20 protein-coding genes are annotated in these 20844 nt (G+C 64.7%); 8 read left to right on the forward strand and 12 right to left on the reverse strand.

All coding sequences use genetic code 11. From position 1 onward, the window contains the following. Positions 1-148: 148 nt before the first annotated feature. The 7 genes from V4R08_RS10625 to coxB all read right to left on the reverse strand — a co-directional run bounded on the left by V4R08_RS10625 (position 149) and on the right by coxB (position 6097). Positions 149-544 (reverse strand): DUF983 domain-containing protein, encoded by a 396-nt coding sequence (locus tag V4R08_RS10625; protein ID WP_335579326.1) that lies wholly within the window; start codon positions 542-544, stop codon positions 149-151. A gap of 72 nt (positions 545-616) precedes the next feature. Further along, positions 617-1471 (reverse strand): cytochrome c oxidase subunit 3, encoded by an 855-nt coding sequence (locus V4R08_RS10630; protein ID WP_335579327.1) that lies wholly within the window; start codon positions 1469-1471, stop codon positions 617-619. Between the two features lie 102 nt (positions 1472-1573). Then, positions 1574-2239 carry a cytochrome c oxidase assembly protein gene (locus V4R08_RS10635; protein WP_335579328.1) on the reverse strand — a complete coding sequence of 222 codons (666 nt, stop codon included), beginning with the start codon at positions 2237-2239 and terminating at the stop codon, positions 1574-1576. 5 nt (positions 2240-2244) lie between these two features. Next, complete coding sequence (locus V4R08_RS10640) at positions 2245-2409, reverse strand: cytochrome c oxidase system small membrane protein (RefSeq protein WP_335579329.1); 165 nt, start codon at positions 2407-2409, stop codon at positions 2245-2247. Positions 2410-2426: 17 nt separating this feature from the next. Continuing rightward, positions 2427-3365 (reverse strand): heme o synthase, encoded by a 939-nt coding sequence (locus V4R08_RS10645; protein WP_335579330.1) that lies wholly within the window; start codon positions 3363-3365, stop codon positions 2427-2429. A gap of 156 nt (positions 3366-3521) precedes the next feature. After that, entirely contained in the window at positions 3522-5141 is a 1620-nt protein-coding gene (gene ctaD / locus V4R08_RS10650; RefSeq protein ID WP_335579331.1) for a cytochrome c oxidase subunit I, read from the reverse strand. A gap of 98 nt (positions 5142-5239) precedes the next feature. Continuing rightward, entirely contained in the window at positions 5240-6097 is an 858-nt protein-coding gene (gene coxB / locus V4R08_RS10655; protein WP_335579831.1) for a cytochrome c oxidase subunit II, read from the reverse strand. 489 nt (positions 6098-6586) lie between these two features. On the opposite strand from coxB, the gene V4R08_RS10660 reads away from it, so the two are divergent. The 3 genes from V4R08_RS10660 (at position 6587) to lepB (ending at position 9421) form a co-directional block, all read left to right on the forward strand. After that, positions 6587-7105 carry an invasion associated locus B family protein gene (locus V4R08_RS10660; RefSeq protein ID WP_335579332.1) on the forward strand — a complete coding sequence of 173 codons (519 nt, stop codon included), beginning with the start codon at positions 6587-6589 and terminating at the stop codon, positions 7103-7105. 121 nt (positions 7106-7226) lie between these two features. Beyond that, positions 7227-8654, forward strand: a complete 1428-nt coding sequence (gene tldD / locus V4R08_RS10665) for a metalloprotease TldD (RefSeq protein ID WP_335579333.1) — start codon at positions 7227-7229, stop codon at positions 8652-8654. Then, a complete protein-coding gene (gene lepB / locus V4R08_RS10670; RefSeq protein ID WP_335579334.1) occupies positions 8651-9421 on the forward strand; it encodes a signal peptidase I in 771 nt (256 codons plus the stop codon). The genes tldD and lepB overlap by 4 nt, the downstream gene beginning before the upstream one ends. Positions 9422-9562: 141 nt before the next feature. On the opposite strand, the gene V4R08_RS10675 is transcribed toward lepB, so the two are convergent. The 3 genes from V4R08_RS10675 to V4R08_RS10685 form a co-directional block, all read right to left on the reverse strand. Continuing rightward, positions 9563-10183, reverse strand: a complete 621-nt coding sequence (locus V4R08_RS10675) for a PAN domain-containing protein (RefSeq protein WP_442935653.1) — start codon at positions 10181-10183, stop codon at positions 9563-9565. Between the two features lie 106 nt (positions 10184-10289). Beyond that, entirely contained in the window at positions 10290-11660 is a 1371-nt protein-coding gene (locus V4R08_RS10680) for a glutamate--cysteine ligase (RefSeq protein WP_335579335.1), read from the reverse strand. A 96-nt stretch (positions 11661-11756) separates the two neighbouring features. Beyond that, positions 11757-12245, reverse strand: coding sequence for a MarR family winged helix-turn-helix transcriptional regulator (locus tag V4R08_RS10685; protein ID WP_335579336.1), 489 nt, complete (start codon positions 12243-12245; stop codon positions 11757-11759). A 74-nt stretch (positions 12246-12319) separates the two neighbouring features. Between V4R08_RS10685 and V4R08_RS10690 the strand changes: the two genes are divergently transcribed. From V4R08_RS10690 to V4R08_RS10705, 4 genes are all read left to right on the forward strand, one after another. Beyond that, positions 12320-12544 carry a hypothetical protein gene (locus V4R08_RS10690; protein ID WP_335579337.1) on the forward strand — a complete coding sequence of 75 codons (225 nt, stop codon included), beginning with the start codon at positions 12320-12322 and terminating at the stop codon, positions 12542-12544. Between the two features lie 157 nt (positions 12545-12701). Further along, positions 12702-16025, forward strand: a complete 3324-nt coding sequence (locus tag V4R08_RS10695; protein WP_335579338.1) for a tetratricopeptide repeat protein — start codon at positions 12702-12704, stop codon at positions 16023-16025. Positions 16026-16217: 192 nt separating this feature from the next. Further along, entirely contained in the window at positions 16218-17144 is a 927-nt protein-coding gene (locus tag V4R08_RS10700) for a sulfite exporter TauE/SafE family protein (RefSeq protein ID WP_335579339.1), read from the forward strand. Then, the gene (locus V4R08_RS10705; RefSeq protein WP_335579340.1) at positions 17141-17935 is read left to right on the forward strand and encodes a TIGR02186 family protein; all 795 of its coding nucleotides are present in this window, start codon (positions 17141-17143) and stop codon (positions 17933-17935) included. The genes V4R08_RS10700 and V4R08_RS10705 overlap by 4 nt, the downstream gene beginning before the upstream one ends. Positions 17936-17993: 58 nt before the next feature. Here the strand turns inward: V4R08_RS10705 and V4R08_RS10710 are convergent, their stop codons facing one another. Beyond that, a complete protein-coding gene (locus V4R08_RS10710) occupies positions 17994-18926 on the reverse strand; it encodes a DMT family transporter (RefSeq protein ID WP_335579341.1) in 933 nt (310 codons plus the stop codon). Positions 18927-19023: 97 nt separating this feature from the next. On the opposite strand from V4R08_RS10710, the gene V4R08_RS10715 reads away from it, so the two are divergent. After that, complete coding sequence (locus V4R08_RS10715; protein WP_335580246.1) at positions 19024-19887, forward strand: LysR family transcriptional regulator; 864 nt, start codon at positions 19024-19026, stop codon at positions 19885-19887. A 140-nt stretch (positions 19888-20027) separates the two neighbouring features. Here V4R08_RS10715 and pdeM read toward each other — a convergent pair whose 3' ends face one another. After that, positions 20028-20711: a ligase-associated DNA damage response endonuclease PdeM gene (gene pdeM / locus V4R08_RS10720; RefSeq protein ID WP_335579342.1), complete on the reverse strand. Its 684-nt coding sequence runs from the start codon at positions 20709-20711 to the stop codon at positions 20028-20030. Positions 20712-20844: the final 133 nt, after the last annotated feature.

Below are 20844 nucleotides of genomic sequence, written 5' to 3' on the forward strand. Positions count from 1 at the left end.
ATCCACCCTCGGGTCAAGCCCGAGGGCATGCTTCGCTCGAAAATGCTAACGGATCGATTGCATGTCATCGAGAACCGTTCTGGTCGAGCGACCAGGCCCAATTTTTACTCTCTCCCGCTTTAAAACTCTCTCCCGCTGGTTTGTGAGCTTAGTCAGGGGAGCTCGACCGGATGGATCGGCCTTCGGCGGCCTTGTGGTGGAATTGCAGGCTGATCAGGAGCGATTTCATGGCGCGCAACGGTGCCAGGGTGACGGCAAGGATCAGGGGGATCCACAGCACGGCGTGAACCCAGTACGGCGGCTGATACTTGACCTCGACGATCAGGGCGCAGCCGACGACGATGAAGCCGCCGATCAGGATGATGAACACCGCGGGTCCGTCGCCGGAATCGATGAAGGTGTAATCCAGTTCGCAGCGCTCGCAGGACGGCCGCAGCGTCAGGAACCCGGCAAACAGCTTGCCCTTGCCGCAGCGCGGGCATTTGCAGGCGATCCCGCGCAGGATGGCTTGAGACAAGGTCGCCCGGGCGTAAAAATTGGACATCGGTGTTTCCCGGAAGAGAAAAAGGGCGGCCGCGCGGCCGCCCTTTTCATGATTGAGTTGCTTGCGTCCCGATCAGTGCGCGGCGTGCGCCATGGCCGAGGCGCCGTTGCCCCAGACATAGATGCAGATGAACAGGAACAGCCACACCACGTCGACGAAATGCCAGTACCAGGCGGCGAATTCGAAGCCGAGGTGCTGCGTCGGCGAGAAGTGTCCGGCATTGGCGCGGAACAGGCAGACGATCAGGAAGATGGTGCCGACCAGCACATGGAAGCCGTGGAAACCGGTGGCCATGAAGAAGGTGGCGCCATAGACGTTGCCGGCGAAGTGGAAGGCCGCTTCAGAGTATTCGTGGGCCTGCACGGCGGTGAAGGTGGCGCCGAGCGCGATGGTCAGGATCAACCCCCACTTCAGTCCCTTGCGGTCGCCGTTGAGCAGGGCGTTATGCGCCCAGGTCACGGTGGTGCCCGAGGTCAGCAGGAGCAGGGTGTTGAGCAGCGGCAGGTGCCAGGGGTCGAAGACCTCGATGCCCTTGGGCGGCCAGACGCCGCCGAACAGCGCGTCGCGGGTGGCGTGCACGGGATCGCCCGGGAACAGCGCGGAATTGAAGAAGGCCCAGAACCAGGCAACGAAGAACATCACCTCGGAGGTGATGAACAGGATCATGCCGTAGCGATGGCTGATCTGCACCACGCGGGTGTGGTCGCCCTTGTGCTCGGCCTCGCGGATCACTTCCGCCCACCAGTTCGCCATGGTGTAGAGCACGCCGACCACGCCGATGCCGAAAATGATCGGCGCTGCCGCGGTCAGGTGATGCATCCACAGGATGGCGCCGACGGCCATGACGAAGGCCGCGGTCGCGCCTATGATCGGCCACGGACTCGGGTCGACAAGGTGGTAATCGTGCTTGACTTGCGCCGTAGCCATTGCGGTCTCTCTCCGTCTGCGTTAGCGGTGCCGGCTGAATTGGCACCTAATCCATCCCAAAAACAAAACGCGTCAGCAACCAAACGCGTCAGCCGTCGAAGGTCAGATGCTTCCCCCTGGCCGGTCCGGTTCGCTCGCCGCCACCGGCTTCGGCGCGGCATCCCTCACCGGGAAGAACGTGTAGGACAGGGTGATGGTCCTGACGCCGTCGTTCTCGCTGTCGGCGGCGAAGGCCGGGTCGACATAGAAGACGACGGCCATCTCCCGCTTCTCACCGGCCGCCAGGGTCTGCTCGGTGAAACAGAAGCAGTTGATCTTGGTGAAATACGATCCGACCGTCAGCGGCGTGACGTTATAGGCCGCCTGCCCCGCCGTGGCGGTCCCCGCCTGGTTGGTGACGGTGTAGTATACGGTGGTGACCTCGCCGATCCGGACCTTGATTTCGGTCTGTTCCGGCTCGAACTTCCACGGCAGCCCGCCGGAGACGTTGGAGTCGAAGCGCACGGCCACCGTGCGCGCCAGCGGCGCCGCACTCGGCGCGACTTTTGCGACCTGCGTGGTTCCGTTGAAGCCGGTGGCGCGGCAGAACCAGTTGTAGAACGGCACCGCCGCATAGGCGGCGCCGACCATGAGCGCGACCAGCAGGCCGCAGGTCGCGCCGATCTTCACGTCGCGGCTCACGCGCGGCGCAGCCTTCGGCGCGGCGGGAGCCGCCGGTGCGACTGAGGCCGTGGCGGGTTGCTGCGGGTGCTGTGGCGCGTCGGTCATCTCAATCACATCGGACGGACGACAACGCCCGGCCCCTTGACGAATGTGACCGCGAAGAACAGCACGACCAGGATTCCGAGCGCGACGGCGATCGCGATCGAGCGCTCGCGCCGGCGCTTTTTCTGCGCCTCGGTGAGCACGATTTCGTCCGGCTTCGGCTTGTTGTCCATCGCTCCATGCGTCCCCACTACCAGATCAACGGCGCGACGGCCTTCGCAACCACATCGAGCAGCAGAACGGCAAACAGCGCGAACAGATAGAGGATCGAAAATGCGAACAGGCGCCGCGTCGCGCGCAGCGCCACGCTACCGGTGCGATGGCGGTAGACATTGATGGCGAGCACCAGCATGCCGAAGCCGAGAACCAGCGAGGTGACGCCATAAACCCAGTCGAAATAGCCGAGCGGCCAGGGCGCGGCGGCGATCGCCACCAGCACGATGGTATAGAGCAGGATCTGCAGCCGCGTCGCATCGGGCCCGGCGACCACCGGCAGCATCGGCACGCCGGCGCGCGCATAATCGTCAGAGCGGAACAGCGCCAGCGCCCAGAAATGCGGCGGCGTCCAGAAGAAGATGATCAAAAACAGCAGCAGCGGCTCGACCGACAGCGACCCTGTCGCCGCCGCCCACGCCACCACCGGCGGCAGCGCGCCGGCGGCGCCGCCGATCACGATGTTCTGCGCGGTCCGGCGCTTCAGCCCCATGGTGTAGATCACCACGTAGAAGAAGATCGTAAAGGCGAGCAACCCCCCGGCGTACCAGTTAACCAGAGCGCCGAGCGTCATCACCGAGAAAAACGACAGCGTGAGGCCGAACCCCATCGCCTCGCCGCGGGTGATGCGGCCGCGCGGGATCGGCCGGTTGGCCGTGCGCGACATCAGCACGTCGATATCGCCTTCGAGCGCCATGTTCAGCGCGCCGGAGGCGCCGGCGCCGACCGCGATGCACAGGATCGCGGTGAAGCCCAGCACCGGGTGAACATGACCCGGCGCAATCATCAGTCCGACCAGCGCGGTGAAGATCACGAGCGACATCACCCGTGGCTTCAGCAGCGCGAAGTAATCGGCGACGCTCGCCTCCGATATCCGGGGCGGCAGCTCAATGGCGTTTCGATCGACTACCGGCAAGACACAACTCACTTTGTTGGCGCCCGGCGCGGCGGGCGCGTCGCGCACAGTTCGCTTGTTGGGTACGCGGCGCGCACGGTTCGCTTTGTCGGGTGCGCGTCGCGTAAGTTGCCTTGTTGGGTGCGCGGCGCGCCAGGCGCGCCGCGCACAGTCACATTACTGCACCTTCGGCAGCGTTCCGAACTGGTGGAACGGCGGCGGCGAGGACAGCGTCCATTCCAGCGTGGTGGCACCTTCACCCCACGGATTGTCCGCAGCCTTCTCCTTGCGCGCGAAGGCATCGACCAGGCCGTAGAGGAAGACCAGAGCGCCGGCCCCCGCGATGAACGCGCCGTAGGACGAGATCTCGTTCCAGCCCGCGAACGCATCCGGATAGTCGACCGAGCGCCGCATCATGCCCTGCAGTCCGAGGAAATGCTGCGGGAAGAACAGGATGTTGGCGCCGATGAACATCAACCAGAAGTGCAGCTTGGCGATGGTCTCGTTGTACATGTAGCCGGACATCTTCGGGAACCAGTAGTACCAGCCCGCGAAGATCGAGAACACCGCGGCAATGCCCATCACGTAGTGGAAGTGCGCGATGACGTAGTAGGTCTCCTGCATCACGCGATCGACGCCCGCATTGGCCAGCACCACGCCGGTGACGCCGCCGACCGTGAACAGGAAGATGAAGCCGACCGCAAACAGCATCGGCGCCCTGAACTCGATCGAGCCGCCCCACATGGTGGCGATCCACGAGAACACCTTCACGCCCGTCGGCACCGCGATCACCATGGTCGCCGCGACGAAATAGGCCTGCGCCGACGATGCCATGCCGACCGTGTACATGTGGTGCGCCCACACCACGAAGCCGACGCCGCCGATCGCGACCATCGCATAGGCCATGCCGAGATATCCGAAGATCGGCTTCTTCGAGAAGGTCGAGATCACATGGCTGACCATGCCGAAGCCCGGCAGAATCAGGATGTACACCTCGGGATGACCGAAGAACCAGAACAGATGCTGGAACAGCACCGGATCGCCGCCGCCGTCGGCAGCGAAGAACGTGGTGCCGAAGTTACGGTCGGTCAGCAGCATCGTGATCGCACCCGCCAGAACCGGCAGCGCCAGCAGCAGCAGGAACACCGTGACCAGGATCGACCACACGAACAGCGGCATCTTGTGCATGGTCATGCCCGGCGCGCGCATGTTGAAGATCGTGGTGATGAAGTTGATCGCGCCGAGAATCGAGGAAGCGCCGGCCAGATGGATCGCCAGGATCACGAAATCCACCGACGGACCCGGATGACCGCTGGTCGACAGCGGCGCATACAGCGTCCAGCCCGTGCCAGCACCGATGGCGCCCGGCTCGCCCTCCATGAAGTTCGACAGCAGCAGCAGCGCAAACGCCGCCGGCAGCAGCCAGAACGAGATGTTGTTCATGCGCGGAAACGCCATGTCGGGCGCCCCGATCATCAGCGGCACGAACCAGTTGCCGAAGCCGCCGATCATCGCCGGCATCACCATGAAGAAGATCATGATCAGGCCGTGCGAGGTCACGAACACGTTGTATTCGTGAGCAGGATGGAAAACCTGCACGCCGGGAAACATCAGTTCCGCCCGGATGCCCATCGACATCAGGCCGCCGATGACCCCCGCAACGATGGCGAACACCAGGTACATGGTACCGATGTCCTTGTGATTGGTCGAATACGCAAAGCGCCGCCACCCGGTCGGGTGGTGCGCATGGTCGTCGTCGTGATCGTGGTCGTGAGCAGATGCTGCGGTTGTTGCCATTGTCCAATCCTGTCTTTACGTCCCTTGAAGTCCTTCAAACCCTTGCGGTTGCGCCCGCGTCAGAAAACCTCCCGACGCCGGCGCCTGCCGCATCACGTCTACTGCATCACGTCGGCAGCCGAGGCCACCGCGTTCGCCGGGTTCGAAGCAAACTTCTTCTTTGCGGTTTCAACCCAGGCCGCAAAATCCTGCTCGCTCACCACCCGCACCGCGATCGGCATGAAGGCGTGATCCCGGCCGCACAGCTCCGAGCACTGGCCGTAGAACACGCCGGTCTTGGTGGCCTTGAACCAGGTCTCGTTGAGACGACCCGGAATCGCATCCACCTTGATGCCGAACGCCGGTACTCCAAAAGAATGAATGACATCGGCCCCGGTCACCTGAACCACGACCACCTTGTTCACCGGAACCACCAGCTCGTTGTCGACGGCCAGCATCCGCGGCTTCTTGTCTTCCGCGATCAGCGAGTCGAACTCAAACTTGCCGTTGTCCGGATAGGTGTAGCTCCAGTACCACTGCTTGCCGGTCGCCTTCACCGTCAGGTCGGCCTTCGGAATGTCAAGCTCCTCGAACAGCAGCCGGAACGACGGCACCGCAATGCCAACCAGAATCAGAACCGGGATGATCGTCCACGCAACCTCGATCAACGTGTTGTGGGTCGTCTTCGACGGCACCGGGTTGGCCCGCGCGTTGAACCGCACCATCGCCACAACCAGCAGCCCCGTCACCAGCAGCGTGATCAACGTGATGACAACCATAAGCCCGTTATGCATCCGCTGGATGCTGTCCATCACAGGCGTCACCCCCGCCTGAAGATCCAGCGCCCACGCATTCGGTTGACCGACCAGCTCCTCTGCGGAAACCGATCCACCAGCGGCCAGCGCCGCTATTCCAAACGCTAATCCCAGAAACCGGCGGCTAAACCGGCGACCAACCTGGCCCTTCGACATCTTCATGCCGCTCGCGCTCCTTGTCATATAAAAACCCTAAACTAGCCCCCTTAAGCAGTTCCTGCCGGCGGCAAGGCTGCTGGTCGATATGACGCTTCCGCGAACAGCCTGCGGGGCCGTTTAGCTAGAATGCGTCCAAAGCCGCCCCTCTCAAACCATAATTTGTCGTCCCTCGCAAGGACCAAGGACAACGAGTCGAACGATGCCTTCGAACCGCGGTCCGGCGCATTTGGCTGACAAACGCCTTTGGCTGACAAAACAGAGCGCAAACGCGCATTTTGCTGCCGGACGCCGCTTGACAGGTGGATTGTCCGATGTAGGCACAGGCGCGGCCGCTTCACGGATTCGGCTGCGGTTCGGGCTGATCCGGGCCGGGACCGCCTCAAGGCGCCGTCATTGCCCATCGGGCCGGCGCGCCAAGGCACGGCATGCGAGAGCAGGGGATCGACCCGGATGAGGTTTTCGAAACCGCATATCAGGCATACGCCAGGACGCATGGCAGTTGCGAAACGTCAGCCGGTCCGCGCGTTGACGAGCTGGGCCGCGGCCCTTCTCGTTCTGGGCTTTGCCGGCGCGGCCTGCGCCCAGGGGGCCGTCAAATCGGTCCATGGCGACTGGCAAATCCGCTGTGACACCCCGCCTGGCGCCAAGGCCGAGCAATGCGCGTTGATTCAGAGCGTGGTGGCGGAAGACCGCTCCAACGCCGGCCTGACCGTGATCGTGCTCAAGACCGCCGACCAGAAAAGCCGGCTGATGCGGGTGGTGGCGCCGCTCGGCGTGCTGCTGCCCTCCGGCCTCGGCCTGAAACTCGACAACGTCGACGTCGGCCGCGCCGGGTTCGTGCGCTGCCTGCCCAACGGCTGCGTCGCCGAGGTCGTGCTGGACGACAAGCTGCTGGGGCAGTTGCGCAGCGCCAAGACCGCGACATTCATCATCTTCGAAACGCCCGAGGAAGGCATCGGCTTCCCGCTCAGCCTGAACGGGCTTGGCGAAGGTTACGACAAGCTGCCGTAGCGATTTAGGTTTGCAAAGAGCCTCCCTTTTCGCGACCATCGTGCCTATCTTGAACCTTAGACCGCTTCGGACGACACGGAACGGCCGCATATCCGCGTTGAATGTTGAATCTGGAGTCCGCATGACCAGTCCCGCCGCCACGTCTCTGCTCGACCGCGCCGATCTCGACCGCGATTCCGTACGCGATGAAGTGGCGCGGAGCCTCAAGGGCGCGGACGACGGCGAACTGTTTCTGGAATACAGCCAGAGCGAAGCGCTGATGTTCGACAACGGCCGGCTCAAGCAGGCGACCTACGATACCTCGCAAGGCTTCGGGCTTCGCGCCGTCAAGGGCGATGCCGTCGGCTATGCCCATTCGTCCGACGTTTCGCTGCCCGCGCTGATCCGCGCCGCCGACGCCGTCGGCGCTGTGCGCGGCGGCTACCACGGGACCTTCGCGGCCGCTCCCGCCCATACCAATGTACGGCTGTACGGCGACGACAATCCGCTCGACGGCCTCGGCTTCGAGACCAAGGTCAAACTGCTTGCTGAGATCGACGCCTATGTCCGCGACAACGATCCGCGGGTGCGTCAGGTGTCCGTCAGCCTCGGCGCGACGTGGCAGGTCGTCGAAATCATGCGGCCGGACGGCGAAAGCTACCGCGATATCCGGCCGCTGGTGCGGGTGAACATTTCCGTCGTCGCCGGACAGGGCGACCGGCAGGAAACCGGCAGCCATGGCTATGGCGGCCGCGAGGGCTATGCCCGCTTCATCGAGACCAAGGCGTGGCGGTCGGCTGCGGACGGCGCAATCCGTCAGGCGCTGGTCAATCTGGAATCGGTGCCCGCGCCCGCCGGCGAGATGGACGTGGTGCTCGGTCCCGGCTGGCCCGGCGTGATGCTGCATGAAGCGGTGGGACACGGCTTAGAGGGCGACTTCAACCGCAAGAAAACCTCGGCCTTCGCGGGACTGATGGGGCAGCAGGTCGCGGCCAGAGGCGTCACCGTGGTCGACGACGGCACCATGTCGGCCCGCCGCGGCTCGCTTTCGATCGACGACGAGGGCACGCCGACGGGCCGCACCGTGCTGATCGAGGACGGCATCCTGGTCGGCTACATGCAGGACCGCCAGAACGCGCGGCTGATGGGCATGAAGCCCACCGGCAACGGCCGCCGTCAGGACTACGCCCACGTGCCGATGCCGCGCATGACCAACACCTACATGCCGGCGGGCGATCGCGACCCCGCGGAAATCCTGGCATCGGTGAAGAACGGAGTTTACGCCGCGAATTTCGGCGGCGGCCAGGTCGACATCACCTCGGGCAAATACGTGTTCCAGTGCACCGAGGCCTACAAGATCGAGAACGGCAAGATCGGCGCGCCGCTCAAGGGCGCGATGCTGATCGGCAACGGACCGACCGATCTGCATCGCATCACCATGATCGGCAACGATATCGCGCTCGACGACGGCATCGGCACCTGCGGCAAGAACGGTCAGGGCGTGCCGGTCGGCGTCGGCCAGCCGACGCTGCGAATGGAACGGATCACGGTCGGAGGAACGGGCGGATGAGCGCGGAAACATCAACATCGCAATCGACGGTCCGGCGCTGGAGCGGACAGATCGTCCAGATCGCGGCGATCGTGCTGGTTGTGCTGGTCGCGAAGGGCGCGATCGCCGAGCCGTTCTATGTGCCGTCGGCGTCGATGGAGCCGACGCTGCTGATCGGCGACGCGCTGCTGGCGTCGAAATACCCCTACGGCTACAGCACCGCCTCGCTGCCGATCCACGTCTCGTTTCCCGAGACATCGCGCATTTTCGGCGAACTGCCCAAACGCGGCGACGTCGTGGTCTTCCGCTGGCCCGGCAACCTTTCGCAGGTCTGGGTGAAGCGCGTCATCGGCCTGCCCGGCGACCGCATCCAGATGCGCGGCGGTCAGGTCTGGATCAACGGACAGGCGGCGGCGCTGAAGCCGGATGGTCTCGGCGAGGCCGAGGACGACAACGGCTCCAGCGAACCGGCGCATCGTTACGTGGAAACGCTGCCGGGCGGCGCCTCGCACCCCATTTTCAAGATTCACGACAACGGCCGGCTCGACAACACGGCGGAGGTGACGGTGCCGCCGGGCCATCTGTTCGTAATGGGCGACAACCGCGACAACTCCGCGGACAGCCGCGTGCCCGTTAACCAGGGCGGCGTCGGTCTGCTCCCGACCGACAACCTGGTCGGCCGGGTCGATGCCATCGTCGGCTCGTGGGATATGGGCATCCGCAGCCAGCCGGTCTGGACCTGGCTCTCGGGCTTCCGCCTCGCACGTTTTTTCACGGCGGTGCATTAGTCTAGGCCGTTTTCGAGCGAAGCATGTCCTCGGGCTTGACCGAGGATGGATACCGGTTCGCGTCAAGAAAACGCGTCAAATCAAAATGGCAAGCCCGAGGACAGGCTCCGCGAAGCAATCCAGAACGATTGCGACCAGCCTCTATCGCACGACTCCGGACGTAAAGCCCGGCCGGCGGCGTGGCGGCTTGATTTCCTTTTTCAGGAAACATCGCGCGGCTTTGCCGACATAGCCCGGCCGCGCATAGGTCCATGCCCGGCACTTGCTATCGGCATCGCACGCATGGCGGCAGATCTGGTCGGCATTGGCTCTTTCGTCTTTCTTGATTTCGAAGCCGCGGTAGTCGCCACCTGCGCGATCGGTCGAGTGTTCGACCGGCCCGGTGCGCCGCTCGATCACGCCGGCGCCGCGCACGCCGGACACGCAACACGGATTCGCGATCCGCGGCGCGACGGCATTCTTGAGCCAGCACACCGCCATCTCCAACCGCTCGCTGGGATAGCTGAAACTCCAGGCGCGGCAGCGGCGGTCGCGCTCGCACGCCATCGCACAATCGGCCGGATCGCCCGACCGCAGCGGCATTCGCAGATAGTCGGCGCCGGGCCGGTCGAAATTCGTCTGGGCAAGCGCCGGCGCCGCCGCTGGGCCGGCCATCAACGACAGCGCAGCCAGCAGGATCAGGCTGACTTTCAATGCGCAGGCTTTCAACACATGCCGCAAAACAGCGTATCCCGAACCAGGACGAGTGCGGAGTGGGCTCATTAGATCGCCACCTTGATGTACGGTGGATGAACGATTCCGTCGTGAAGCCGTCGCGCACCCTCAAATCGCTGATTCAGAGTTGATCGGCCCTCAAACTTTATCCGGTCTAGAAAGCGTATTCGCTGTAGGCCGGTTCCACCGATCCGCCCCATGCGCCGTTGAATTTCTCCAGCATCTCCTCGGCGGGAGAGCGGCCTGAATCCAGAATTTGATCGAGCGGCTCCAGATGCCGCGACTCGTCGCGGCCGAGATGATCGACATGGCCGCGCCGGCGCAGACCCGCATGCGCCAGCACCAGGCACTCCCTGGCGATTTCGAACAGGTAGCGATCCTTGATCCGGGTCTTGAAGCCCATGCGGGAGACGTCGTCGCGCAGCGCCTGGCGTTCCTGCGCATTCCAGCGCTTGGCGATGTCCCAGGCTGCCTCGAGGCTGGTGTCGTCGTAGAGCAATCCGACCCAGAATGCCGGAAGCGCGGGCAGGCGTCCCCACGGTACGCCGTCGGCGCCGCGCATTTCCAGATAGCGCTTGAGCCGCACCTCGGGGAAGATGGTCGACAAATGATTGGCCCAGTCCGACAAGGTCGGCCGCTCGCCGGGGATGGCCTTGTTCCTGCCGTCGAAGAAATCGCGGAACGACGAGCCGGACACGTCGATATAATTTTCGTCGCGCTTGACGAAATACATGGGAACGTCGAGCGCGTAGTCGACCCAGCGTTCGAATCCCATGCCGTCCTCGAACGCCCAGGGGATCATGCCGGCGCGGGCGTTGTCGGTGTCGCGCCAGATTTCCGAACGGAACGACAGGAAGCCGTTCGGCTTGCCTTCGGTGAAGGGAGAATTTGCGAACAGCGCCGTCGCGACCGGCTGCAACGCCACCGAGACCCGCAGCTTCTTGACCATGTCGGCTTCGGACGAGAAGTCGAGATTGGTCTGCACCGTGCAGGTTCGCAACATCATGTCGAGACCGTACCGGCCGACCTTCGGCATGTAGCCGCTCATGATCCTGTAGCGGCCCTTTGGCATCATCGGGATCTGCGCCCGCGACCACGACGGCGTCATGCCAAGGCCGAGAAATCCGATGCCGAGCGGCGTCGCGATCTCTTTAACCTGCGCCAGATGCGCGGCAAGCTCCGCCTGGGTCTGATGCACCGTCTCGACCGGTGCCCCCGACAGTTCGAACTGTCCTCCCGGCTCCAGCGAGATCGCACCGCCGCCGGTGACGTCATGGAGACCGATGATATTGCCCTGCTCCATGATCGGCTCCCAGCCAAGCAGGAGCTTCATGCCCTCGAGCAACGCGCCGATGCCGCGCGATCCTTCATACGGCACGGGATCGTGGCCTTGAAGCGTGAACGGAGTTTTTTCATGCTCGGTGCCGATGCGGAATTCGGATGCGGGCTTCACGCCGGCTTCCAGCCACGCCACGAGTTCGTCGCGCGACTGCAGCGGCGTCATATCGATCTGGTCACGCGCCATGAAAAATCCGGGTGTCGGGCGTTTCGATCGAACGCACGCGGTAGCGGTAAAGAATGTGAGCCGCATGGCCCGCAATCGCGAAAGGCGAGAGAGACATCATCGCGTGGACGCACCGTCTCTCACAGCAAGCGCCTGAGCCTCATTGCAGGAACAACCGAGCCGGTCAAGCAGAGCGCAAAGCTTTGCGGCGTCGGCGTCGGAGAGTTTGGAGCCGACATGCTTTTCGATCGCCGCCGAATAGGCCTGCCACATCCTTTTTTGCAACTCCCGCCCGGCGTCGGTGATCGCGACGAACTGACCGCGCTTGTCGGCCTTGCATTCGCGCCGCACCGCCAGCCTCTCGTCCGCCAGGCGGTCGATCAGGCGCGAGGTCGCGTATTGCGGCAGCAGCATCTGCTTTTCCAGTTCGACCGGCCGCAGCTCGCCTGCCGGCGCGCGCGACAATTCGAACAGCGCATCGTAGCAGGCCAGCGGCGGAAAACCCGCCTTCTTCAACTCATGCTCCACCGCATCCAGCACCCGGCTCTGCACGCGCATCAGGCGGGTCCAGGCAGCGGCCGCCTCGATCGACGGTTTGCGTCTCATCGTGAAGCCCCTGTGTCCCGCCGGCAGCTTACCGCACTCAATGCAACTGCATCAATCTTGATCCAGTCAAGCCGATGCATTTGATCGTCTCGCCCAACGCGGCCGACCTTCGCGAAAGGCGCCGGGTCGCCGGGCAGGATGACCTGATCGGCCAGCAGTTCACGGTGGCCGACGGCAATCTGTTCGTGATGCCTGGAGGCAGGCCTGAAGGCGCATCAGGTGTATTTTTTAAAAATACAATTACAGGATGCGTCCGAGCCGAAATCGCGGCATCCTTTCGCCAAAAATGCAACTTTTAGCGGTGGCCGCGCAACTCCTTAACCCGTTGTTTACCGTAACACGAAAAGGTCGAGCCTCAGAGGCAGACGACCTGCGCCGGTTTCGATTGTCTATTCAAGGGACGCGCGGGGAACCTGAAGGCGCATGGGATGCGCCGGTCGGACACCGGACGAAAGCATGAATTCGCGCGGATCGTGGAGCGAAGACGGGATCGAACCATCCGTTCGCGAGCGGGCCGAAGCCGCCGCGAGGCGCGCCGGCGTGTCCCTGAACGAGTGGCTCAGTTCCACGGCCGGCGGCGCCATGCCGGATTCTCCGATGGCGCAGTCTCCGGTCCCTGGCCAGGACAGCCGCGACGTCGCGGACATTCATCAGCGGCTCGATTCCATCACCCGCCAGATCGACCAGTTGTCGAGCCCGGCCACGCGCGGCGAACCCGCCGTCGCCCGCCAGCTCAATGACGCCATTTCGCGACTCGATGCCCGGCTCGCCCGGGTCTCCGCCCAAGCGCCCGCGGATGACTCGCAGCACCGCGCCGACAGGGTCGAGCGCGCCGCGGCCGAGGTCTACAGCCGGTCGCCGCCGCAAGATCCCGTCTCGCTCGAATTCGCGATCGCGGAAGTCGCCGCACGCCAGCATGAACTCGACGGCGCACGCGCGACGCCGCCGCGCAACTCACCGCCTGTCGCGCCGGCGATGACAACGCCGCGGCCGACGCCGGATTTCTCCGGTCTCGAGCGGCAACTGTTCAAGATCACAAGCCAGATCGAATCGCTGCAGCGCCCGGACGGGATCGAGCAGTCGATCGCCGCATTCCGCAGCGAGCTTGCCGGCATTCGTCACGTCATCACCGAGGCGTTGCCGCGCCGCGCGATCGAATCGATCGAAAACGAGATTCGCTCGCTGTCGCAGCGCATCGACGACGTCCGCCAAAGCGGCAGCGACGGCCAGGCGCTGGCGAATATCGAACGCGCCCTCAATGAGATCCACGACGCGCTGCGATCGCTAAAACCGGCGGAACAGCTAGCAGGGTTCGACGAGGCGATCCGCAATCTCGGCAACAAGATCGATACGATCGTGCGCAGCAGCGGCGACAGCGGCATGATGCAGCAGCTCGAAAACGCGATCGGCGCGCTTCGCGGCATCGTCTCCAACGTCGCCTCCAACGATGCGCTGGCACAGCTCAGCGACGATCTCACCATGCTGTCGTCGAAAGTCGATCAGCTCAGTCGATCCGAGGGCAACAGCGATTCGTTCTCCGCGCTCGAACAGCGCGTTGTCGCCGCGCTGACGGCGACCCTGGAAAACCGCGAACGTCCCGCCTCTGGCGGCAGTTCCGGGCAGCTTGAAGACGCGGTGCGGGCACTGTCCGAGCGTCTCGACCGTCTGCCGGCCGGTCACGATTCGTCATCGGCGCTGGCGCATCTCGAACAGCGGATCTCGCTGCTGCTGGAACGCCTGGAGACCGCCGGCGGTCATTCAGGAACCGATCTCGCAGGAACCGATCTCGCAGAAACCAATCTCGGGCGCGTCGAGGAAGGCTTGCAGGACATACTGCGCCACCTGGAACGGCAGCAGGCCGGGCTTGCGGCGCTGGCCGAAGACGGTCCGCGCAGCACCGGCCCGACCATGGACAGCGAGGTCGTCGAGGCGATCAAGCGCGAACTGTCCGAGATGCGCTTCTGCCAGTCGGAAACCGACCGTCATACCCAGGATTCGCTCGAGGCCGTTCACAATACGCTCGGGCACGTCGTCGACCGGCTGGCGATGATCGAAGGCGACCTGCGCGCAGTCCGCGCGACGCCTGCCGCCCAGCCTGCCGCCCAGGCCGGGCCGTCTCGCGGCGCGATGCCGGAACAGCCGGCTGGTCTGCCGCCGAAACCCGAATTGCCGAACCCCGTGCTGTCGCAGATGGCGGTGCCGCAGCCCGCTCCGGCCGCCTCGACATCAGCGCCGATCCCGCCACGCGCGATCGGCGACATCCTGATTCCGAGAGACGCCTACGACCCTGGGCACGTCCCGCAATCCGCAACCGTGCGCCCGCCGCAACCGCGCGCCGCGATCAATCCGGGCCTGCCGCCCGATCATCCGCTGGAACCCGGCACCCGTCCGGCGGGACGCGCAGCATCGCCGTCGGAGCGCATCGCGGCCTCCGAAAGCGCTATCGGCGACATCGCCGAAGCGCCGCGCGAACAATCGGGTTCATCATTCATTGCCGCGGCGCGCCGGGCCGCGCAGGCGGCGGCCGCCGCAGCGCCGTCGTCCAACAAGGCTGGCCGAACCAAGGTCGCCATCGAGCCGGCGCGTCCCGCCGGAGGCGGGTCCGGCATCACCGCCAAGATCCGTTCGCTACTCGTCGGAGCGAGCGTGGTGGCGATCGTGCTCGGCAGTTTCCAACTCGCAATGTCGCTGTTCGATGGAACCTCGCGCACGGCCGTCAGCGAAACCAGCCGGGCCGCCCCGCCCGCGGCGGAGTCACCGGCCGACGTCGAAGCCGCACCCGCGACCGATATCCCGGCGACGCCGTCGATGACCTCGCCCACGCCGATCGACCGGCAGTCGATGATTTCGCCAACGTCCGGCGGCAGCGCGGCTCCGGCCGAATCGCCATCGGACACGGCGCCATTGAGCCGGCCGGAGACAGCATCCACTGAGGTCACCGGCACGATCCCGGTCGCGCCCGCATCGGTCCCGAACGGACACACGCTCGAGCGGGTCGCCATTCCCCGTTCGGAATCCCTCCCCGACAGCATCGGCGGCCCGATGCTGCGGACCGCCGCGCTCCACGGCGACGCCGCGGCGGCGTTTGAAGTCGGCGTTCGCTATGCCGAGGGCAAAGGCGTTGCCGTCAATTACGACGAAGCCGCGAAATGGTACGATCGCGCGGCACAAGCCGGCGTCGTGCCCGCCATGTTCAGGCTCGGCACCCTGCACGAAAAGGGCCTCGGCGCGAGCAAGGACGTCGATGCGGCGCGGCGCTATTACATGCAGGCGGCCGAGCGGGGCAATGCCAAGGCCATGCATAACCTCGCTGTGCTCGACGCCGACGGCGGCGGCAAGGGCGCCAACTACACGAGCGCGGCGCAATGGTTCCGCAAGGCGGCCGAGCGGGGCGTCGCCGACAGCCAGTTCAATCTCGGCATTCTCTATGCCCGCGGCATCGGCATCGAACAGAACCTCGCGGAATCCTACAAGTGGTTCAGCCTCGCCGCCGCTCAGGGCGACGCGGATTCCGGGCGCAAGCGCGACGAGGTCGCCAAGCGCCTCAATCCGCAGTCGCTTGCTGCGGCCAGGCTGGCGATTCAAACATTCGTCCCAAAGCCTCAACCCGACGATGCCGTCAAGGTCGCAAGTCCCGCCGGTGGATGGGACGGCGCAGCCGCCAAACCCCAGGCCAAGACTACGACCAAAACCACGGCGGCCCGATCCGCGACAAAAAAGTCTGCGACGGCCAAATCCGCGATGACCAAGTCTGCGACGGTCAGACAGGCCGTGCGTTAATCCAAATTTATTCACCACCTTCGGACCTGATCGGGGAGCCGGGCGGAAAAGCCGGGCCGGGCCGAATTCTTTAACCCCTGCCGCTGATGATTTCGGTTATGCAGGAGACGCGGCCCGCGACCGCGCCGCGACCGAAAATCCATGCTGCGCAAGGCGACGGCCGGCCCGCGGCCAAATTCGAAATGAACGCGCGTGCAGCTCTATCTCCCGATCGCCGATATTCCGGTCAACGTGTTCCTCATCCTGGCGATGGGCGCGGCGGTGGGTTTCGTGTCCGGCATGTTCGGTATCGGCGGCGGCTTCCTGATGACGCCGCTGCTGATCTTTGTCGGTATCGCGCCGGCGGTTGCCGTTGCAACGGTTGCGAGCCACATCGCCGCGTCCTCCTTCTCCGGCGCGCTGTCCTACTGGCGCAAGCGCGCGATCGATCCGATGCTGGCGCTGGTGCTGCTGGGCGGCGCCATGGCCGGAACCATGCTCGGCGTCTGGACCTTCACGCGGCTGCGCTCGCTGGGTCAGCTCGATCTGGTGATCGCGCTGTCCTATATGGTGCTGCTGTCCGGCGTCGGTGCGGCGATGTTCTGGGAGGGGCTGCGCGCCATGCTGCGGACCCGGCAAGGCCAGAGCGCTCCGCTGCGGCGCTCGAGCGGTCACGGCTGGGTCCACGGCTTGCCGCTGAAAATCAGATTCAAGCGGTCCAAGATCTACCTGTCGGTCATCCCGGTCGTGGCCATCGGCCTCTTCATCGGCTTCATCGGCGCGATCATGGGCATCGGCGGCGGCTTCATTCTGGTGCCGCTGCTGATCTACCTGCTGCGCGTGCCGACCTCCACCGTGATCGGCACGTCCATGGTCATCACCCTCATCACCATGACGTTCGCTACGGTGCTGCACGCCGCCACCAACCATCTCGTCGACGTCGTGCTTGCGTTGATCCTGATGACCGGCGGCGTGTCCGGCGCGCAATTCGGCGCCCGCGCCGGCCAGCGCATCCGCGGCGAACACCTGCGCCTGCTGCTTGGGCTGTTGATCCTGGCGGTCGGAATCCGCTTTGCGATCGAGTTGGGCATTCGTCCCGCCGATCTTTACACCGTCCACGAAACCACGGGCGGCCCATGAGGAGGCGCGCAACCTGCTCGACGATAGGACTGGCGCTGCTGCTCGGCTCGGCCTTCGTCGCGGGCGATGCGCGCGCCGAGCACCTGATCGTCTCGGTGTCGAACCATCGCGTCACCGTGACGCCGAACTATTCCGGCGAGGAGCTGGTGCTGTTCGGCTCGATCGAGCGCGACGGCGGTGCGCCGGTTCCGCGCACCGGCTACGATCTCGTCGTGACTGTCAGCGGCCCGCGCGTCGACATGGTCACGCGCCGCAAGGAGCGCACGCTCGGCATCATCTGGGTGAACGCCGATTCCCGGCAATTCCTTCAGGTCCCGTCCTATCTTGCGGTGTTCGCCAACCGGCCGCTGGACAAGATCGCCGCGCCCGACATCCTGCGCCGGCAGCAGCTTGGACTGAACAACGTGCTGCTGATGCAACGCGTCGGCCCCGACTACGCCGACGTGGTGGCGAGCGATCCGTTCCGCCGCGCCTTCATAAGGCTGCGCGCCGAACACGGATTGTACCGCGAGAACACCTCGGCCGTGACCTTCCTGACCCCGACCCTGTTCCGTGCCGGCATTCCGCTGCCGGCGGAGGTGCCGATCGGCACCTACACCATCGGAATCAAGCTGTTCGCCGGCGGCGCACTGATCGCAAAGACCGATACGGCGTTCGAAATCGTCAAGGTCGGTTTCGAGCAGTTCGTGGCCACCGCCGCCCGGCAACACGGCCTCCTCTACGGCGTGGTGACGGCATGTATGGGACTGATGGCGGGCTGGATGGCGTCGATCGTCTTCCGCAAGGACTGATGGTCACAGCGGTGGGGCCGCCGATCAGCGTCATGCGAAGTCTCGTCATGGCGGCCTCCTAATGCTGAGCTGGAGCGGCCGCGGGACGGGTGACGAGGTAGATGCCGAGCGCCACTGGAATGATGCCGAGGAGGTCGCGCGCCGCGACATGCTCGCCGAGCACCAACCAGGCGAACAGTATGGCGAGCGGCGGCATCAGGAAGTGATAGGCGCTCGCCGCGGTCGCCCCGCAAACCTTCAGCAAATGAAACCACAGCACATAGGCCAAGATCGAGCCGCACAGCACGAGGTAGGCAAACGCCGCCAGCAGGCGCCAGCTCGGCACGATGTCGCTGACATCAGACAGCGTCGATGCGAACGGCAGCAGCGCCAGACCGCCGGCCAGACTCTGGATCCCGTTGCCGAGCCAGAGGTTGCCCTTCGGAGCCAACACCTTGAACAGAATCGTGCCGGCGACGATCGAGGCCAGCGACGCCAGCGTGAACATGATTCCGTGCAGGCTGTCGGTGCCGACCGACATCCGATGCCACACGATGAAGGCGACGCCGGCGATACCCAGCAACAGCCCCATGACCTTGCGCCAGGTCAAACTCTCGCCAAGAAAGACCGCGGCCAGGACCGCCGTGAATACCGGGTTGGCGCTGACGATCAGGCCGCTGAGACCGGCCGAGACGGTTTGCAGGCCGGTGTAGCCGAGGCCGAGATACATTGCGTTGTTGGCGACGCCGAGCACCGCGAAGATCGCGACATCGCGGCGGGAGAGCGACCAGCCCTCGCCGCGCAGCATAGCAATCCCGAAGATCAGGATGCCCGCCAGCAGGAAACGCGCCGTCAACAGGATCAGCGGCGGGCAATCGGTGACGCCGATCTTGCCGGCGACGAAGGCGAAACTCCATAGCAGGCAGAACGCGGCAATGGTGAGCGGCAGCGTGTTGAAGGCGGGGCGCGGGGCGGCGGCCGGCGAGGCAAGGGAGGGAGAGATGACGGTCATTGGGAAGTCTCCTTTGCCCGTGATGTATCCCGCCGCCTTGTCATTTGGAAATTAAATGATAAAATAATCATCAGTGGATTTTTGAATGGTAAGCGCCATGCTGGATCTTGAGTTGTTGCGGAGTTTCGTGTCCGTCGTCGATGCTGGGGGCTTCACCCGTGCCGGTGAGCGCGTCCATCGCACCCAGTCGACCGTCAGCCAGCAGATCAAGCGGTTGGAGGACGACTTCGGCCGCCCCCTGCTCAACCGCATCGGCAAGAAGGTCATTCCCACCGAGGACGGCGAGCGGCTCCTGGCTTACGCGCGGCGGCTTTTGGCGCTTGCGGAAGAAGCCCGCGACGTGCTGGCGCGGCCGAAAGGCGACGGCGTCGTCCGGCTGGGAATTCCCGAGGATTTCGCCGCCTATCGCCTGACCGAATTGCTGGCGAGTTTCATGCGGTCGCGTCCCGGCCTGCGGCTCGACGTCCGCGCCGACCAGAGCAAGTATCTCCGCCGCGACCTCGAACGCGGCGAACTCGACCTGGCGCTGCTCAAGCGGCCGGCCGGCGAGAAGGGCGGCATCAGCGCGTGGCCCGAGTTGGTCCATTGGGTGACGAGCAAGGTCCATCCCATCAATCCGGCAACCCACTCCGTTCCGCTGATCGGTTTTCCGCCGGGCTGCCTGTATCGGGCCGGCGCCATTCACGCCATCGAAAGCGCAGGCCGCGCCTGGCACATGGCCTACACCAGTTCGAGTCTTGCGGGCATCCAGGCCGCGGTCGCCGCCGGCCTGGGTTTAAGCATTCTCTCGGAGATCGCGATTCAGCCCGGACATCGCGTCCTGACGGCGAAAGACGGTTTTGCGCCGATCGACAAGACCGAGGTTGCACTGGTCGCCGCGCCGGAGGCGAACCCGGCCACGCTGCGCGTTGCCGATCTGCTGGCGGATTTCTGCAATACAGTGCAGGCGAAAGCTGCGTGAAACGCTGAGCGGGAAAGCCATGGTTTAGGTGTCATTAGCGAGCGCAGCGAAGCAATCCAGAGAGTTACAAACAAAACTGGATTGCTTCGTCGCAAGTACTCCTCGCAATGACGGGAGCAACCGCTTTGACTTACAGCACTTCAATAACACCGCGCTGCGGCGATCGTGTGCATGCGCCTGTCGCCGAGTACATGCGCGATGAAATCGGCCGAGAAGAGTCTCGCGAACGCCTCGTCGCGAATGCTCAAACCTCCCGCGTAGGCGCCGAACGCCGGCATCACCACGCGCGCGCCATCGCTTGCGAAACAGCGCCGCTCGATCGAACGGCCGCGCGTCGAAACCCGCGCCTTGGGATGCAGGTGGCCTGCGATTTCGCCGAATGCGCCGGTCGGTTCATGACGAAACACGATGCCGCCGACCGCGACCTCGCTCGCGACCGTGCCGCCGAGATCGTCCGGCAACGCCGGATCGTGATTGCCTGAAATCCAGATCCAGTCGCGGCGCGCCTGCAAGGCCGAAAGCGCGTCGCGATCAGGCGCGATCAGGCGTTCATGCGCATCGCGATCGTGAAAACTGTCGCCGAGCGCGATCACCGTGCGCGGATCGAACCGTGCGACGACGGCCGCGAGCCGGCTCAGCGTTGCAACCGTATCGTACGGCGGCAGCAGCACGCCGCGGGCGGCGAAGCTCGAACCCTTTTCGAGATGCAGATCGGACACCACGAGCAGGCGCTCGTGCTCCCAGAACAGCGCACCCGAGAGATCGGCGAGCAGCGTAACGCCCGATACGGTGACGTGCTCGCGCGTTGCACTCTCGTTCGTCATGCACAGGAGCCTATTGCATACTCATCGTCATTGCGAGCGAAGCGAAGCAATCCAGACAAGCCCCCACCTCGACCCGCCCCCGCAAGCGGAGGAGGGAGAAAGGGGACTGGATTGCTTCGTCGCTGACGCTCCT

Origin of the sequence: Nitrobacter sp. NHB1 (assembly GCF_036964665.1) — a bacterium.
GTDB lineage: Bacteria > Pseudomonadota > Alphaproteobacteria > Rhizobiales > Xanthobacteraceae > Nitrobacter.